Consider the following 13,032-nt stretch of genomic DNA (forward strand, 5'->3'; position numbering starts at 1 on the left):
AACCGCGTGGATCATTATGATGCGGCGCGCACTGAGGGAATCGACGACTTTTTGGTCATTCAGGCGTTTGATACTTATTCGGATAACTATCCATTTTTTAGCATTCTGTTAATTGCAGAGGACTTATGAACACCACCAAGTTGGCAAATCCTGGCCCGTTAGGCCTGATGGGTTTTGGGATGACAACCGTCTTGCTCAACCTACACAATGCAGGTTTCTTCCCCCTGACCTCTGTTATTTTGAGTATGGGGATTTTTTACGGCGGTCTGGCACAAATTCTGGCGGGTATGCTGGAATATAAGAAGGGTAATACTTTCGCGGCCACTGCATTTACCTCCTATGGCGCATTTTGGCTGAGCCTGGTCGGTTTGCTGATGTTACCTAAGATGGGTATGGCTGACGCAACTGATGCACAATTCCTCGGCGTTTATTTAGGTTTATGGGGCATCTTCACACTGTTTATGTTCTTCGGGACTTTGCCCGCTAACCGTGCTTTGCAGTTTGTTTTCGGTAGCCTGACGCTGCTGTTTGCGCTGCTGGCCGTCGGTAACTTCACCGGCAACCATTCACTGCTGGTGTTCGCCGGTTTCGAAGGCATCATTTGTGGTGCAAGTGCAATTTACCTGGCAATGGCAGAAGTATTGAACGAACAATATGGCCGTACCGTATTGCCTATTGGTGAACCAAGCCCAACTTTACAAGCGCAACATGTAGTTTAATTAGGAAATTTAGATTTAAAGCCCCCTGGAGCATTCATGTTTCAGGGGCTTTTTTATGTTTACTTATTACGTCTAAAAAAATGGATTACTTGATTAAAATTAGCATTACAAAATAATTAAATAGAAGAATTAAAATAGATAGAGTAAAGAAAAAACAAATCATATAACATCAAGATGAGGTAAGTAACATGAAACATTCAAGTTAATAGACTTAAGGGCTAGCCTATGAGAATAGTCACAAAACTATTGATAAACGCTATATTAATAATATCAGAATCAGTCTATTCAAGTGAGGGGAAAGTCTGTTTTTATGAGCTAGCAGATTTTAGTGGGGAATCATTTTGCTCAGCAGAGAATGAATCAATGTCTGCTTATAATGATGCATTCAATAATAAAATAGAATCAATTTCGGTCCCGCTGGGCATGATTGTAACCCTTTATGATGATATTGATCTTTCTGGTAAAAAAATAACATTAAAGAATGATATTAATCTACGGCAACTAAAATCATCAGGGTTTTATAAAAGAATAAAATCATATCAAATAGCACCGGCAATCTGTTTTTATACAGAAGATCAGTTTCAGGGTGACACTACTTGTTTAGCATCCAATCAACAAATAGATTTTTATCACGATACAGAAAACATCCTTGAGTCGGACAGAGAAGTACTACCTATTCATAATGATAGTATTCAATCCATAACCATACCCCAAGGAATGATAGCAACAATCTACAAGAATGATAATTTCAATGCTCCTTTTTTTAAGTTAACAGAAAGCATTACTGATAATAGTTTAAAAGCACTGGAAATGAGTAATGCAATTACTAGCATCAAGGTAGCAGAAATAAAAGGCCTTAATTGTGATCAACAATGTGTCATTATAAATAGTTATACCATAAAAATCGCTAGTGTATTTAAAAAATACTGGAATGATGAACGCTTGAAGAATAAGCAAATTTTATTGGTTTTTAATACTATGAATTTAGGCGAAGGTGATAATTATGTTCTATCGCTATTTAACGGCGCTAACATTAACATTAATAATAGTAGAATTGAATTCTACAACAAAAAAATGAACACTAAGTTTTATTTTGAATATTATAAACGCAGCGACAACCTATCTTTCATTATACAAATGAAAAAAGATATTGTACAAGTACAATATATTCAAACATTGCGAAATAATTTAGTAAATATATCCCCAATAATTTTATTTGATTGGGATAATGGCATTAGTGCAACTCCAGAGATAGTAATAACCAACTACAATAAAGATAAACCTTTAGTTATCGCAAAAACCATACTTACCGCAGATACAGGAGATAAAGATTGGGAAAAAAGAGATTTAGTACAAACAAGTAAAATACTCTGTGCTTTTACTCCTTTTTTAAATATTTATAATTATATTGTTCGAGGTAAATGCCAACAATTGAATAGCATTGTATTCAGTGCAGATGATTTTTTTAACCATAATACAAAAGGAAAAACATTACATATTGCCGGAAACAGCCCCCCACTAAAACCAAAGTCCGCCAAAGAAGAAGAGTTACAGATGCCTGATGATGTCGATAACTACATGACATTAACTTATATGGATAACAGCCAACGTAGACAATCTCTCAGTCTCCCAGCGGTAGCCAAAGCCTGCATGGTTTCGTTCCACTCGTTACTTAACTCTCGTCCAATACGTCAAATAAGGCCCCATTGTATTGATTGGACATTGGAAATTATGACTGACTTTACCTTGTTGTTTGGTAATAGCTTAGCAACCTGGAATACTGCATTTTTTGGCCAAATAGTAGATTCAATAATAAGAACAGGAAGTACCGGCGTCACCGTCGAACATGCAGCAGTAGAAAATAGGTTCATCCATGCTATAACAGAAAAAATAACCGATAGAACCACTAATAATGCCTTTGCCGATATTAAAACCGCTTTTGATTATGCTCAGCTTAGTTATATATCTTACAGTTCTGTTTCTTCATCTAATGAATCACCATCACAGGTGGAGCTCTTACCATTAGGCATTTATGAGTTGTTATTAGAGACTTTCGTCTTTAGACCGACGACTCCAATAATCATTTCACAAGGTGAACCCGTCGAGCAAACTGAATTGGAATTCGAAATAGAAGTGCTCCCAACACCAACCCCCGAGGAGGAGGAAAAACTTTCAGGTGTAGCAGTGAGTAATGCCCAAGCGATGCGGAAAAAGCTGAAAGAAACCATTACTCACTGGGAGCAGCAGTATGACCGAAGTTACCCCGACCTCGCTGCTAGTGCAGATGCAGCTACAGATGAAATGAATGATGCCCGCATAAAACTGCTTCGTGCAGGAAATATTGTGACGGGTATTATCAATCGAAGGCTCACTCTTCATCGCCCCAGTGAAATATATGTAATTGTTAAACTGCAGGGAAGAGTTATCGCGATAGTACTTGCTGACCGTTTTAATAACCTGGATGAAGTTGAACTGGTCGCATCTGCAACCCTGCCAGACTATGTCTTATTTCCCGGCCGAGAAGGAACCGTAAGAGGTGCTGGTACAGCGGCAGTCAGAGAACTGAGCCGATATTTACAACAACAGGGTGCTCGTACATTGTACTCTGAAGTCATTTCTCAACCTTCTGCTCGCGTCAAACAGAAGGTCGGCTTTAATTTTAAGAATGAATTTTAAACTATATGGGTCAAAAAATAGCCCATAAATTGTATGGGCTATTTTTGAAGATGAGATCTATTTACCCGCTCTCTTACTCAACCAAAACCTTCTTTGGCAGATGCACTTTCACATCGCTATTAATATCATTACGCAGATAAATCCCCAGCAACAATCCTACCAGCGATAACAACAGCATGTAATAGGCCGGGGCCATCGGTGTCATTTTCATTAATAGGGTCACCACAATCGGTGTCAGACCACCAAAAATGGCATAGGCCACATTGTAAGAGAAGGATATCCCGGTAAAACGGACCTCTGCTGGGAATGCACGGACCATCACATAAGGTACCGCACCGACAATGCCGACACAAAATCCAGCCATCATATAATGCGTAATGAGTTGAGTTGGATCAGTTAAATTAGTGTGGTAGAACGACCATGTCGATGCCGCCAACATCAGGCTGCCAACGATAAAGGTTTTACTGGCACCAAAGCGGTCAATGACCAGCCCGGCAATCACGCAGCCACACACCAGTGCGACAATCGCCAAACTATTGGCCTGCAATGCCAGCGCGGGCAGTACACCGAACTGCTTTTGTAAATACGTCGGGGTCATCAGGATAACCACCACGATCCCGGCAGAGAGCAACCAGGTCAACAGCATGGAAACAAACACTTCTTTCTTATGGTTAACCACGACAGATTTCAGTGGCAACTCATCAGCTAAAGTTTTACGTGCCTGCATCTCTTTAAAAATAGGTGTTTCTTGCAACCAACGGCGCAGATACATCGCGAACAGACCAAAAATCCCCCCCAGGAAGAATGGCACGCGCCAGCCACCGTCTAAGATGGCTTGATGACTTAAGGCGGTATTCATAGCAGTAGCCACCAGCGACCCCAGCAAGATCCCCGCAGTCAGGCCCGCCGTTAACGTACCGCAGGCAATCCCAATGCGCCGACGCGGTACATGTTCAGCCACGAAAACCCATGCTCCGGGGACTTCACCGCCAATTGCCGCACCTTGTAACACACGCATCAAGAGCAGCAGTAATGGGGCCGCGATACCAATCGAAGCATAAGTCGGCAACATACCGATCGCCAGTGTAGGTAAAGCCATTAACAGAATACTGAGAGTAAACATTTTCTTACGGCCAACCAGGTCGCCAAAATGCGCCATGATGATACCGCCCAGTGGGCGGGCCAGATAACCGGCCGCAAAAATACCGAATGTCTGCACCTGGCGCAGCCACTCAGGCATATCTACCGGGAAGAAAAGATCGCCGATAACCGCAGCAAAGAAGACGAAAATAATGAAGTCATAAAATTCCAAAGCGCCCCCTAATGCAGCCAGAGTGAGCGTTTTATAATCTTGCTTATTCAATCGACGGTTAGGATTATGCTCTTGAGCAACATGAGGTTGCGATAAGTCGACTTGAGATGAATTGTGTTCTTGAGACATATGACACCGTAATAAACCAGAGTTGGGGAAGAAAAATATTTTCAGCTTTTTGTAAAATTAATAGGACTATACCGTACAAAATTCCCCACACGGTTAGAATGGTGCCTTATGTTGTAAAAAATTTTAATTTAGTTTTTTATATCGATAATGGCATTCTTCGGGCGAAAAGCCGCTACCACTTCAGCATTGGTCTCTATATAAGGCCCGTCCAGTAGTTGAATGCAATAAGGCACACTGGCAAAGATACCGGGGACGACCACTTTCGATTCAGCATCTTTAACCCCTTCAAGGGTTTCTTTGATAGATTTAGGTTGCCCCGGTAAGTTGATAATCAATGCTTGCTTACGGATAACCCCTACCTGACGGGATAAAATAGCAGTGGGAACGAAATGTAAGCTAATTTGGCGCATTTGTTCGCCAAAACCAGGCATCTGCCGATCCGCGATTGCCAGCGTGGCATCAGGGGTAACATCACGTCTTGCCGGGCCGGTACCGCCAGTGGTCAGCACCAAGTGGCAGCCCATTTCATCGACTAACTCACACAATGTCTGCTCAATCAGAGTTTGCTCATCGGGGATAAGGCGAGTTTCTATTTCAAAAGGGGTGGTTAACGCACTTGCCAGCCACTCTTCCAGCGCCGGAATGCCTTTATCTTGATATACCCCACTCGACGCCCGATCAGAGACGGAGACTAAACCTATACGTAATGTATTCATGCGACTACCTCGACGAAATGCCTGTTATCCAGGGCGAATAATAGCATATCCAACGTAATTAGCGTGGGGGTAGGCGCGCAAACCTGCCTGGTTAACGGGCAATAAAAAAGGCGGCTTACGCCACCTTTTATCTGACACACAACTCGAATTACAGCAGGTCAGAGATCATTTTCTCAAGCTTGCCTTGGTCGATAGCAAACTTACGGATACCGTCAGCCAGTTTATCGATAGCCATTGGATCCTGATTATGCTGCCAGTAGAACTCAGCTTCAGTCAGTGGTGCAGGCTTCGCCTGAACGTCACCGGTATAAGCGAGTTTACGCTCGATCGGGCCTTCGCTTTCTGCCAGTTCTTTCAGCAGAGAAGGTGCGATAGTCAGGCGATCACAACCCGCCAGCTCAATGATTTCGCCCAGATTACGGAAGCTTGCGCCCATCACCACAGTGCTATAACCGTGTTTTTTGTAATACTGATAAATCTCGGTTACTGAAACGACACCTGGATCTTCGTGTGGCGCGAACTCTTTTTTGTCGCCATTGGCTTTGTACCAGTCAAGAATACGGCCAACAAACGGTGAAATCAGGAACACACCCGCTTCAGCACAAGCACGCGCCTGAGCGAAGGAGAACAGCAGAGTCAGGTTACAGTTAATGCCTTCTTTTTCCAGTTGTTCCGCAGCACGGATACCCTGCCAGGTCGAGGCCAGTTTGATCAGAATACGATCATTGCTGATGCCAGCTTCGTTATACAGTTTAATCAGGCGCTTGGCTTTTGCCACGCTGGCAACGGTGTCATAGGAAAGACGAGCATCAACTTCGGTAGAAATGCGCCCTGGGATCAGTTTCAGAATTTCCAAACCGATATTCACAGCCAATTTGTCAGTGGCATCAACAATCTGCTGAGCATGGTCACTGCTTTGCTCGCGTGCCCAAGCAATGGCTTCATCGATCAGTTTGCGATATTCAGGAATTTGAGCCGCATTCAGGATAAGTGATGGGTTAGTGGTTGCATCTTGCGGCTGGTACAGCTTCATTGCCGCGATATCCCCGGTATCTGCTACTACTGTGGTAATTTGACGTAGGGAAGTAAGTTTATCGGTCATGTTGTCGTTTCTCGTCGTTTGTGCATGAACTTTTGGCATGTCAAAACTGTTCATTTCCTAAAGAACGCATGTTCTCAAGAATCTGTTTTCTCAAGCTGCTTTCTGCTCTTTCGAAATGTTAGCCATTTCGCAATAGTGGCTATCTGGACGCACTGCCTTGTCTTGATAATAACATGCGTAAGCCTTGGTGCAAGGCAGTTAAACTGATTAAAAAAAGCGCAAAGACACGCTTTTTGCTTAGCAACCGTTTTCGCCGTGCAAAACAGCCAGAAACCGGTTGGTTAATAGCAATTTCGTCCATTCTTATCGTGCTGAGACGATTTAGCCAAGCTCTATCATCGCTGACAACCCTACAACGTCATGTCCGATGGGGATACCTATCTTAGCAATCGCCCAATCTTTTTTTTTGCTGACGTGCGCTTTTTGCTACAGTGTCTCATCTGGATTAACAGGATATCGTTATGCTTATTATTATCTCTCCGGCTAAAACCCTTGATTATCAAAGTCCATTAGCGACCAAGAAGTTTACTCAGCCTGAAATGTTGGATAAGTCACAAGCGCTTATTGAGATTTGTCGTGAGCTGACGCCAGCCCAAATCAGCAGTCTGATGGGGATTAGCGACAAGCTGGCCGGTTTAAATGCTGCCCGCTTTAGCGACTGGCAGCCTGATTTTACCCCAGACAATGCACGTCAGGCGATTTTGGCTTTTAAAGGTGATGTCTATACCGGCATGCAAGCACAGAATTTCAGCGCCGCCGATTTTGATTTTGCGCAAAAGCATTTGCGTATGCTTTCTGGCTTGTACGGCCTGTTACGCCCGCTGGATTTAATGCAACCTTACCGCCTGGAGATGGGGATTAAGTTGGCTAATCCCCACGGCAAAGATCTCTATTCGTTCTGGGGTGACCAGATAACTGAAAAACTGAATCAGGCATTGACGCAGCAAGGTGATAATGTGCTGATTAATCTGGCTTCTGATGAATATTTTAAAGCTGTTAAACCGGCCAGCCTGGCAGGTTCACTGATTAAACCGGTATTTTTAGATGAGAAAAACGGTAAATACAAAATCATCAGTTTCTATGCCAAGAAAGCCCGTGGCCTGATGAGCCGCTTTATCATCCAGAATAAGTTAACCAAACCAGAACAACTGGTTGATTTCAATCTGGAAGGCTATGAGTTTGATATCGGGCTGTCGGCAAAAAATGAACTGGTGTTTAAGCGCGCTGAGCAGTTTTAACAACGTCAAGTAGAAAAAGCATTACCCTAAGTAATTGGTGTTGCAGCTAGGCAGCAAACGGGCACATCCCGAATCACTTACTCAAGTAAGTGATTCGGGTGAGTGAGAGCGGCTAACAACGCTGCAACACCAAGTAAGACGGGTAATTATTTTGGCAAAGCCATCAAGAAAGCCCGCAATTGCGCAAAATCGGCTGGTAAATCATGGGATAACAAAGGCAGTTGCGCCCGAACAGCCAGTGGTTTCGGCAACGGAAGTTCCTGGCCGAGGATCTCTTCCACGCTCTCTTTGAATTTCGCCGGATGAGCGGTACCGATGAACAACCCAAACTCGCCGTCCTGCAACTGATCACGCAAAACACGATACGCAATCGCCGCATGAGGTTCAGAGATATAACCCAGCTCCGCCAGCTCACGCATGGTCTCTTTGGTCACTTCATCACTCACCGCACCGTGGCCTAAATCCTTCAACTGCCAGATTTTACGGCGATATAACTCTTCAACACGTGGCCAGTTGTTCGGCTGGCTGACATCCATTGCATTCGAGAGTGTCGCAACAGTAGGTTTTGGCTGCCACTGGCCGTTAACCAAGAAGCGCGGCACTGTGTCGTTGGCGTTGGTGGCAGCAATAAAGCGCTTAACTGGCAAACCTAATGACTTCGCTAACAGCCCGGCGGTCAAATCACCAAAGTTACCACTGGGTACCGAGATAACCAGTTGATTACGTGCTTCTTGTGGCAACTGGGCTACCGCTTCAAAGTAATAGCAGATTTGTGCCAATAAGCGGCTGATGTTGATCGAGTTGGCGGAGTTAAGGCTCAGTTCCTGCTTCAGCTCTTCATCATCAAAGGCCTGTTTCACCAAGGCCTGGCAGGCATCAAAATCGCCCTCAATTGCCACGGTGTGGATATTGCCACCTAATGTGCAGAACAGTTTTTCCTGCAATGGGCTGATTTTGCCACGTGGGTAGAGAATAACCACCCGCACGTTTTTCAGGCCATAGAATGCATGTGCTACCGCCGCCCCAGTGTCACCGGAAGTCGCCGTTAAGATTGTCACCGGCTGGTCACCCGCCACTTCAGCCAACATTTGCGCCATAAAACGCGCGCCGAAATCTTTAAACGCGAGTGTCGGGCCGTGGAACAGCTCCAGTGCGGCGATATCATTCTCAACCTGAGCCACGGGTGCTGGGAATTCAAATGCGGCCTGAACGCGTTTGGTTAAGGTTTCAGGGGCAATCTCACTGCCAATAAAAGCAGACAGAATACGGCTACTGCGGGTAACAAAATCCAGATCCAGCAGTTTATCAATTTCTGTCAGTTCAAATTCTGGCAATTCCAGTGGGAAGAACAACCCCTGATGCTTACCCAGGCCTTGTTTGATCGCTTGCGCGAAGCTGACCTGCTCGTTGTGATCTTTAAGGTTATACAGTTTCATGCGTTATCCCAGTAGTCGTGCGCCTGCGGTATCCAGACGGCAAATATGAACAAAACCTTCGTCGTTTTGCAGGTAATGATTTTGTAGCCATCCCGCCATGCGTTGTGCGGTTTCATGATCATTGCAGACAGCAAATAGCGTCGGGCCAGAGCCGGAAATACCACAAGCCAATGCACCAATATCATGGGCGGCTTGGCGGGCGGCAGCAAAGCCCGGCAACAGTTGGGTGCGGTAAGGTTCGGCGATAACATCTTTCATCATCTTAGCGGCCAAATCAGGTTGCTGAGTGTGACAAGCGTGAATGAATCCAGCCAAATTACGACCATGAGCGATACAATCCTGACGGCGATATTGCGCCGGTAAAATGGCGCGCGCTTCAGCGGTCGAGACCTTAATACCCGGATACGCCATGACCCACAGCCAATCATCAAAGCCGGGAACATTCTGGCTGATGTAACCTTCCTGTTCGAGGATCAACTGCATCCCACCCAGATAGCAAGGTGCAACATTATCATAATGCACACTACCGGAAACACGCCCTTCCAACTCCCCCATCAGGCCGAGTAACGTGACTTTATCCAATGGATTGCCACAGAACTCGTTCATCGCCATTAACCCGGCAACCACCGAACAAGCACTGGAGCCTAGCCCAGAACCAATCGGCATATTCTTTTCCAGCACCATAGCCACCGGGATCTGTTTGCCCATTTCCTGACAAAAACGCTCCCAGCATTGATAAACAATATTCTCTTTCGGGTCATCAGGCAGTTTGCTGACAAAGCGGCCTTCATTGCGCAGACTGAAACGGTCTGCCGCCGTCACGCTGACACAATCGCCGAGTAAGGTGCCATCTAGCGGCGAAACCGCCGCACCCAACACATCAAATCCAACGCTGACATTGCCAATCGATGCCGGAGCATAGATCTTAACCATATTTAAACTCCCAACTTCCAGGATAATGTGCGTAAAAGATCGGCGAATACCCCGGCAGCAGTCACGTCATTACCCGCACCGTATCCGCGCAGCACCAACGGAATAGGCTGATAATAGTGGGTATAGAAAGCCAACGCATTCTCACCATTTTTAACTTTATACAGCGGGTCGTTACCGTCAACAGCATCCATTCTGACGATACAACGCCCTTCTTCGATAACCCCAACATAACGCAGCACTTTGCCCTGCTCCGCCGCATCTGCCACCAAACGGGTAAACTCGGCATCCAGTGACGGTAAACGCGCCAGGAAGCTATCTACATCACCAGAAGCATCAAAACTGGCTGGCAGAACAGATTCAACTTCAATATCCGTCAACTCAAGTTTGTAACCTGCTTCACGGGCCAAGATCAACAATTTACGCGCAACATCCATGCCAGAGAGGTCATCGCGTGGGTCAGGTTCAGTGTATCCCATCTCCCTGGCTTGCAAGGTTGCCTGTGACAATGTCATGCCTTCATCCAGCTTGCCGAAGATAAACGACAGCGACCCTGACAGAATGCCAGAAAAACGCATCAGTTCGTCACCAGCATTGAGCAGATTCTGTAAGTTTTCGATTACCGGTAAACCCGCACCCACGTTAGTGTCATACAGGAATTTGCGACAAGATTTCGCCGCCGCCGCACGCATCTGACGGTAGTAATTCATCGACGAGGTGTTGGCTTTCTTGTTTGGCGTCACAACATGGAAACCATCGGCCAGGAAATCAGCATATTGATCGGCAACAGCCTGACTGGAAGTACAATCGACAATCACCGGGTTGAGCAAGTGATACTCTTTTACCAACCGAATCAAGCGGCTTAAGTTAAATGGCTCCTTCACCTCAGCCAGTTCCTGACGCCAGTTATCCAACGCAATGCCATGGACATTGGTCAGCATGGCTTTGGAATTAGCAATACCACACACCCGCAGATCGATATGGCGCTGTTTCAACCACGGCTGCTGGCGATAGATTTGTTCGATTAATGCCCCACCGACACCGCCAACACCTATTACAAACACTTCAATCACCTGGTCAGTGTTAAACAGCATTTGATGGCAGACACGCACACCGGTGGTAACCGCATCATTACTCACCACCACCGAAATAGAGCGCTCAGACGAGCCTTGCGCAATCGCAATGATATTAATATTGGCACGCGCCAACGCCGAGAAGAAGCGAGCGGAGATGCCACGCAATGTGCGCATACCATCACCCACCACGGAGATAATCGCCAGATGCTCCATCACATCCAGAGGTTCCAAGAGGCCATCTTTCAATTCCAGATAGAACTCGTCTTCCAATGCTCTACGGGCACGCTCTAGCTCCCCCTGCGGCACACAGAAGCTAATGCTGTATTCAGAAGAAGACTGGGTGATAAGTACCACTGAAATGCCACTGCGTGACATCACCGCAAAGACACGGGCAGCCATACCGACCATGCCTTTCATCCCCGGACCTGAGACGTTAATCATCGCCATGTTATTCAGGTTGGTGATACCTTTAACTGGGAAGCCATCATCACTGCTTTCCCCGCCAATTAGGGTGCCAGGTGCCTGTGGATTAGAGGTGTTTTTAATCAGGCAAGGGATCTGGAACTGGGCAATGGGGGCGATAGTGCGGGGGTGAAGAACTGAAGCGCCAAAATAGGACAGCTCCATCGCCTCTTGGTATGACATCGATTTCAGTAAACGGGCATCGGGTACAGTACGCGGGTCACAGGTATAAACCCCATCAACATCCGTCCAGATCTCACAACAATCAGCGCGTAAACAAGCAGCCAGCACCGCGGCTGAATAGTCGGAGCCATTACGCCCCAGCACCACTAACTCACCTTTGTCGTTACCGGCCGTGAAACCTGCCATCAAGATGATGTGGTTGGCCGGAATGCTGCTGGACCCGATACGGCGGGTAGATTCCGTGATATCAACAGTGGATTCGAGGTAATGGCCTTGAGCCAGCAACTTCTCGACCGGATTAATCACAGTAACTGGATAACCTTTGGCCTGAAATAGCGCCTCCATAATGGCAATGGAGAGTTTTTCGCCACGGCAAATGATTGACGCATTGATGCTATCCGGGCACTGGCCAAGCAATGAGATACCATGCAGGACATGTTTGAGTTGCGCAAACTCATGCGCCACCAGCGCTTTCAAGCGTTCATAGTCAAACCCGGGTTGAGTGTCGGCCAACCCACGCAACAGCTCGGAAAAAATCCGCTCCGCATCGCTGATATTCGGCGAGATATCTTGCCCTGCGACCATTTTGTCGATCATCGCAACCAGATGATTGGTAATTTTAGCGGGAGCGGATAACACGGTAGCCACTTGTCCCTGACGTGCATTACTTTCGATGATATCGGCAACACGCATAAAGCGTTCTGCATTTGCTACTGATGTCCCGCCAAATTTCAACACTCGCATTTCTGATTCTCTCCCGCTTTCGCGCTTTTTTTATCGCAAACTTTTTTTGCAAAGATTTGATTGAAAAAAAAAGCCCGCACTGTCTAGGTGCGGGCTTTTTTCTGTTGTTTCCTGTACGCGTCAGCCCGCCCCGTAACCAATGGTTTCGGTGGTGGTAATAATTGTTGTGTTCAGGCTGATATATCGCATGTCGTCTGTCTGTCTCATAAATGAAGCTGTCCCTCTATTGGTTAAAGCAATAGCCCCCTCAAGTCAAATTTTTTCATCCAATTTCCTGAAGAAACGCCCCCACCCACAATGGGGAATCAA

Annotated in this window: 10 protein-coding genes; 3 read left to right on the plus strand and 7 right to left on the minus strand. The window is 46.1% G+C overall.

The genetic code is table 11. From position 1 onward, the window contains the following. The first annotated feature begins 125 nt into the window (after positions 1 to 125). Both A6J66_013285 and A6J66_013290 read left to right on the plus strand, forming a co-directional pair. Positions 126 to 719, plus strand: coding sequence for a hypothetical protein (locus A6J66_013285; protein ID PNM25073.1), 594 nt, complete (start codon positions 126 to 128; stop codon positions 717 to 719). A 225-nt stretch (positions 720 to 944) separates the two neighbouring features. Then, positions 945 to 3,395: a hypothetical protein gene (locus tag A6J66_013290; protein ID PNM25074.1), complete on the plus strand. Its 2,451-nt coding sequence runs from the start codon at positions 945 to 947 to the stop codon at positions 3,393 to 3,395. A 73-nt stretch (positions 3,396 to 3,468) separates the two neighbouring features. Here the strand turns inward: A6J66_013290 and A6J66_013295 are convergent, their stop codons facing one another. From A6J66_013295 to tal, 3 genes are all read right to left on the minus strand, one after another. Then, positions 3,469 to 4,836, minus strand: a complete 1,368-nt coding sequence (locus A6J66_013295) for an MFS transporter (GenBank protein ID PNM25075.1) — start codon at positions 4,834 to 4,836, stop codon at positions 3,469 to 3,471. A 128-nt stretch (positions 4,837 to 4,964) separates the two neighbouring features. After that, complete coding sequence (locus A6J66_013300) at positions 4,965 to 5,552, minus strand: molybdopterin adenylyltransferase (GenBank protein ID PNM25076.1); 588 nt, start codon at positions 5,550 to 5,552, stop codon at positions 4,965 to 4,967. Between the two features lie 148 nt (positions 5,553 to 5,700). Next, on the minus strand, positions 5,701 to 6,654 hold the full coding sequence (gene tal, locus A6J66_013305; protein PNM25077.1) for a transaldolase: 954 nt from the start codon (positions 6,652 to 6,654) through the stop codon (positions 5,701 to 5,703). A 461-nt stretch (positions 6,655 to 7,115) separates the two neighbouring features. Between tal and A6J66_013310 the strand changes: the two genes are divergently transcribed. Then, positions 7,116 to 7,892, plus strand: coding sequence for a peroxide stress protein YaaA (locus A6J66_013310; protein ID PNM25078.1), 777 nt, complete (start codon positions 7,116 to 7,118; stop codon positions 7,890 to 7,892). 146 nt (positions 7,893 to 8,038) lie between these two features. Here the strand turns inward: A6J66_013310 and A6J66_013315 are convergent, their stop codons facing one another. From A6J66_013315 to thrL, 4 genes are all read right to left on the minus strand, one after another. Continuing rightward, a complete protein-coding gene (locus A6J66_013315; protein PNM25079.1) occupies positions 8,039 to 9,328 on the minus strand; it encodes a threonine synthase in 1,290 nt (429 codons plus the stop codon). 3 nt (positions 9,329 to 9,331) lie between these two features. Next, the gene (locus tag A6J66_013320) at positions 9,332 to 10,261 is read right to left on the minus strand and encodes a homoserine kinase (GenBank protein ID PNM25080.1); all 930 of its coding nucleotides are present in this window, start codon (positions 10,259 to 10,261) and stop codon (positions 9,332 to 9,334) included. Between the two features lie 2 nt (positions 10,262 to 10,263). Next, positions 10,264 to 12,723 (minus strand): bifunctional aspartate kinase/homoserine dehydrogenase I, encoded by a 2,460-nt coding sequence (locus A6J66_013325; protein ID PNM25081.1) that lies wholly within the window; start codon positions 12,721 to 12,723, stop codon positions 10,264 to 10,266. 120 nt (positions 12,724 to 12,843) lie between these two features. Further along, positions 12,844 to 12,912 (minus strand): thr operon leader peptide, encoded by a 69-nt coding sequence (thrL, locus tag A6J66_013330; GenBank protein PNM27007.1) that lies wholly within the window; start codon positions 12,910 to 12,912, stop codon positions 12,844 to 12,846. Positions 12,913 to 13,032: the final 120 nt, after the last annotated feature.

The organism is Yersinia enterocolitica (assembly GCA_002082245.2).
Lineage (GTDB): Bacteria > Pseudomonadota > Gammaproteobacteria > Enterobacterales > Enterobacteriaceae > Yersinia > Yersinia enterocolitica_E.

What these genes read in the sequence shown, in the direction of transcription:
- A6J66_013310 (PNM25078.1), top strand. Translation starts at nt 7,116, where the DNA reads ATGCTTATTATTATCTCTCCGGCTAAAACCCTTGATTATCAAAGTCCA.
- A6J66_013320 (PNM25080.1), bottom strand. Translation starts at nt 10,261, where the DNA reads ATGGTTAAGATCTATGCTCCGGCATCGATTGGCAATGTCAGCGTTGGA.
- tal (PNM25077.1), bottom strand. Translation starts at nt 6,654, where the DNA reads ATGACCGATAAACTTACTTCCCTACGTCAAATTACCACAGTAGTAGCA.
- A6J66_013290 (PNM25074.1), top strand. Translation starts at nt 945, where the DNA reads ATGAGAATAGTCACAAAACTATTGATAAACGCTATATTAATAATATCA.
- A6J66_013325 (PNM25081.1), bottom strand. Translation starts at nt 12,723, where the DNA reads ATGCGAGTGTTGAAATTTGGCGGGACATCAGTAGCAAATGCAGAACGC.
- A6J66_013295 (PNM25075.1), bottom strand. Translation starts at nt 4,836, where the DNA reads ATGTCTCAAGAACACAATTCATCTCAAGTCGACTTATCGCAACCTCAT.
- A6J66_013315 (PNM25079.1), bottom strand. Translation starts at nt 9,328, where the DNA reads ATGAAACTGTATAACCTTAAAGATCACAACGAGCAGGTCAGCTTCGCG.
- A6J66_013300 (PNM25076.1), bottom strand. Translation starts at nt 5,552, where the DNA reads ATGAATACATTACGTATAGGTTTAGTCTCCGTCTCTGATCGGGCGTCG.
- A6J66_013285 (PNM25073.1), top strand. Translation starts at nt 126, where the DNA reads ATGAACACCACCAAGTTGGCAAATCCTGGCCCGTTAGGCCTGATGGGT.